The 3,243-nt window shown below is 42.3% G+C and carries 2 protein-coding genes; both read right to left on the bottom strand.

What is annotated here, in order from left to right:
• Positions 1-142: 142 nt before the first annotated feature.
• The gene (locus KH180_RS16475; RefSeq protein ID WP_290762413.1) at positions 143-2,833 is read right to left on the bottom strand and encodes an InlB B-repeat-containing protein; all 2,691 of its coding nucleotides are present in this window, start codon (positions 2,831-2,833) and stop codon (positions 143-145) included.
• 127 nt (positions 2,834-2,960) lie between these two features.
• Complete coding sequence (locus KH180_RS16470) at positions 2,961-3,179, bottom strand: hypothetical protein (RefSeq protein ID WP_290762411.1); 219 nt, start codon at positions 3,177-3,179, stop codon at positions 2,961-2,963.
• Positions 3,180-3,243: the final 64 nt, after the last annotated feature.

Here is a 3,243-nt window from a genome sequence, read left to right as displayed (position 1 = left end):
TCCAGATTTTCTTTTTCTGCATGATTCTTTTCCCCCTTCTGAGTTTTCTATAATATCTTCTATGTCAGGCAGTTTTATCGTAATGTCTTTAAGGACCAGCACTTAAACCAAAGGTTAGAAAACCTAAAAAATCAGCATCCATCTATCTGGAACTATCGTTCCTTTGTCTGTTCCTGCTGTGTATTATAAAAATCAATCCCACGCCTGCAGTGAACATAGAGAAAAATAAGGATATATCATTCTTATCACCTGTTTGTGCCACAGACTTCTTTTTTCCATAATCCTTTGTAATATCCTCGCTGTCCCAATAATAACTTCCCTTTTGTTTTTTTGTCTTATCTTTGCTGTTTTTACCTCCGTCGGAACTGTTTTTTTGTTCCGATGAAACAGTTTCTTTGGAGGCTTTTTTCCACTTAGCTTTTAATGAAATGTCGGAATGGACTGGTGTCCCAAAGTCCCATTTTTGTTCTTTGCCGTTTTCATCTTTATAATACCAGCCTTCAAATGTATATCCTTCTCTCCCGGGTTCCTTCGGCTCCACCGCACAGTTCCCGCCTGTTACTGTCTGAGTTTTCGGGGTAAAGTCTCCTCCGTTTGGATTAAAGCTTACCTTATGCTCTCCTGTCAGAGTGACTGTAACCCTTGCTTCTATTCCTTCTGAGACTGAGAAGGTAAGAGTAAAGGCACCTGTTTTTCCCGCCTTTTTTGCGGTATTCAGACGATCCATCTCATCTTTGTTTATACTGATCTGTGCATTATTCCTGGCTTCATCCTTTCCTTCTGCTTTACACAGTCTGATCAATTCTTCTTTGGAAAAGACGTTTCCTCCGGTCTTGTGCACCGCATCATTGGCTGCAATGGATGCTCCCGGCTTGTCTGTATTTTCTTTGGCTCCGTCTGTTCCTTCATCCCTTAAAAAGACTGTAACCGTCACTTTCGTTTTACCGGCTGTCTCAAAGGATAGAGAAAAATCTCCTGTCTCCCCTGCGGTCTTTGCATCGTTAATCGCCTTCAGTTCATCCGGATCAGACAGCACAAGATCTTCGGCCGGGATCTCATGTCCATTTTCATCAAATGCCTGAACCTTTGTCAGATTTTTCAGCTGAGCTTCACTGAATCCCCTGCCTCCGGTCTTGCTGACCACATTCATTCCTTTGATACTCTCTTTATTATCCGGATTCTTTACAGTCTCATCATATTTCACCAGCGATACCTTCACTTTTACCTGATTTCCGCTCTTTGCTGTGTAGGTCAGTTCAAAAGTCCCGGCTTCCCCTGCTGTTTTCGCTTCATTAATTCTCTGCATCTGTTCTGCATCCACTGTAAAATCATCCAAAGAGATTGTATTTCCGTCCTTATCCTTTCCTTTCAGCTCTCCATATTTCTTCAATTCTTCTTCTGTGAAAGCATCTCCCCCGGTATCCTTCTCAAAATCATTTGCACCTATGACCGGAGTAGGATTTTTCGGATCAAACTTGGATGCATCGGTTCCACTGTCTCTCAGCGATACCATCACAGTGACTTCTGTCCCGCTGGGTGTCGTAAATGTCAGTGGGTATTCCCCAATCTTTCCACTGGTTTTCGCATCGTTGATTTTTTTCACCTGCACGGCATCTGCAATGGTCAGGTCTTCTGCCGAAAAACTGGTGCCATTCTCCTGCTTTCCATTCACTTTGGTCAAATCTTTTAACTGTTTCTCCGTAAATCCGTTTCCTCCGGTTTTACTGATCACATGATTGGCTCCAATCTGTTCTTTCGTGTCCTTTGCAATTGTATTTTCATCCCGGTATGGACCAAAATATATCTTGGTGTAATATTTTTCAACAGAGATATCGGTATCAGTATGAAAAGGGGTGTCCTCTGTAAAATCATAATTTGTTTCTGTAGTTCCATCTTGGATATACCCTTGATATCCAGCTTCAGGAGATGCTGTAACGTTGACTGCTTTTCCTTTTTCATATCCGGCAGGAGCATTCCCACATCCTATACCGGGCATATTGGTTGCCTCATCACCTACGGCTTTGACAACTGTATCTCCGCCGCTGATCACAATATTTGAAATATCCAGTTTAGCTGATGCTACGTGTAAATTATCTGAATTTCCTCCTGATCCGATTCCCGGAGAATCTGTGCCTCCCGATGCATAGATATTTCCTCCTGTTATATAAATACCGTCTACCGGAGTCCATTTCCCGCTTCCGATTCCTGCACAGTGAGCTCCTCCAACAGCAATGATATTTCCGCCGGATATTCTGATATTCTTTGTATACCCATCTCCTCCATGATTAAAACTGTCACAGGCTACCCCAATCGCGCAGTTGTCTTCACCTGCATGTGCAGTTATATTTCCCCCTTTGATTATAAGATTGGAAAATCCAGATTCACTTTTTATTTCCCTGTCAGCCGTAATGCTTCCAATTGCAGATACATGATCTTTAACTCCTCCTGCCGTTAAACTCCCGCAGGTTTCTTTCTTACATCTGTGTCCACTGATATTTGAATACGCACATTGTAATGTCAAATATGTATCATCCATTCCGTTTTTCACCAAAGCTCCATATTCTGATTTTTCACAGGAAAGATGATTCTCTCCAATCAGAGTAATAGTTACATTTGCATGAGAAACCGTTACACAGTTCTCGCTCCGGTTTTGATTCGTGATATTGACATTGTCAAAGGTCAGTTCTGTGGTTACTCCAGAATCCACTACAATTTTATTGTCTGTTGTTGTACCCGTAATATAATATCCTTTCGGATTCAGACTGTTTTCCGCCTGGGAAAGACCTCCGCCCACTGCTCCTTCTGCTTTGATCTGAATACTTCCTTTGCTCACATCCAGCTTTGTCTGTCCTGTCTCCGTTTTTTCTGATGTTTTCTTCTTGCTTTTTGTGCTCTTTGTCTGAGGTTTCTTTTCTGAATCCGATTGTTTTATTTCCTGCCCGATATATTGTTTCTCTTTATCAGGATTCGCAGCCTCCGTTAATTCTTCTGTACTGATGAATTCTGTTGGTACGTTCTCCGTACCCCCCCCCCCAATTATTTACTTCTGTCATTCCCTGCTGTTCCTGTTTTGGCTGTCCCTCTGCCTCATCCTTGGCAAACAGACTTCCCTGGCCGGCTGCCAATGCTGCCGTCAAAAAGCCGGCTAATACAACCGTCCAGATTTTCTTTTTCTGCATGATTCTTTTCCCCCTTCTGAGTTTTCTATAATATCTTCTATGTCAGGCAGTTTTATCGTAATGT

This window comes from Anaerostipes sp. (genome assembly GCF_018381315.1).
Taxonomy (GTDB): Bacteria; Bacillota; Clostridia; order Lachnospirales; family Lachnospiraceae; genus Anaerostipes.
This window is presented reverse-complemented; position numbering and strand designations above follow the sequence as displayed.

Bases quoted from the DNA above. Each gene is read 5' to 3' on its own strand.
- KH180_RS16470 (WP_290762411.1), bottom strand. From the start codon at position 3,179: ATGCAGAAAAAGAAAATCTGGACGGTTGTATTAGCCGGCTTTTTGACG.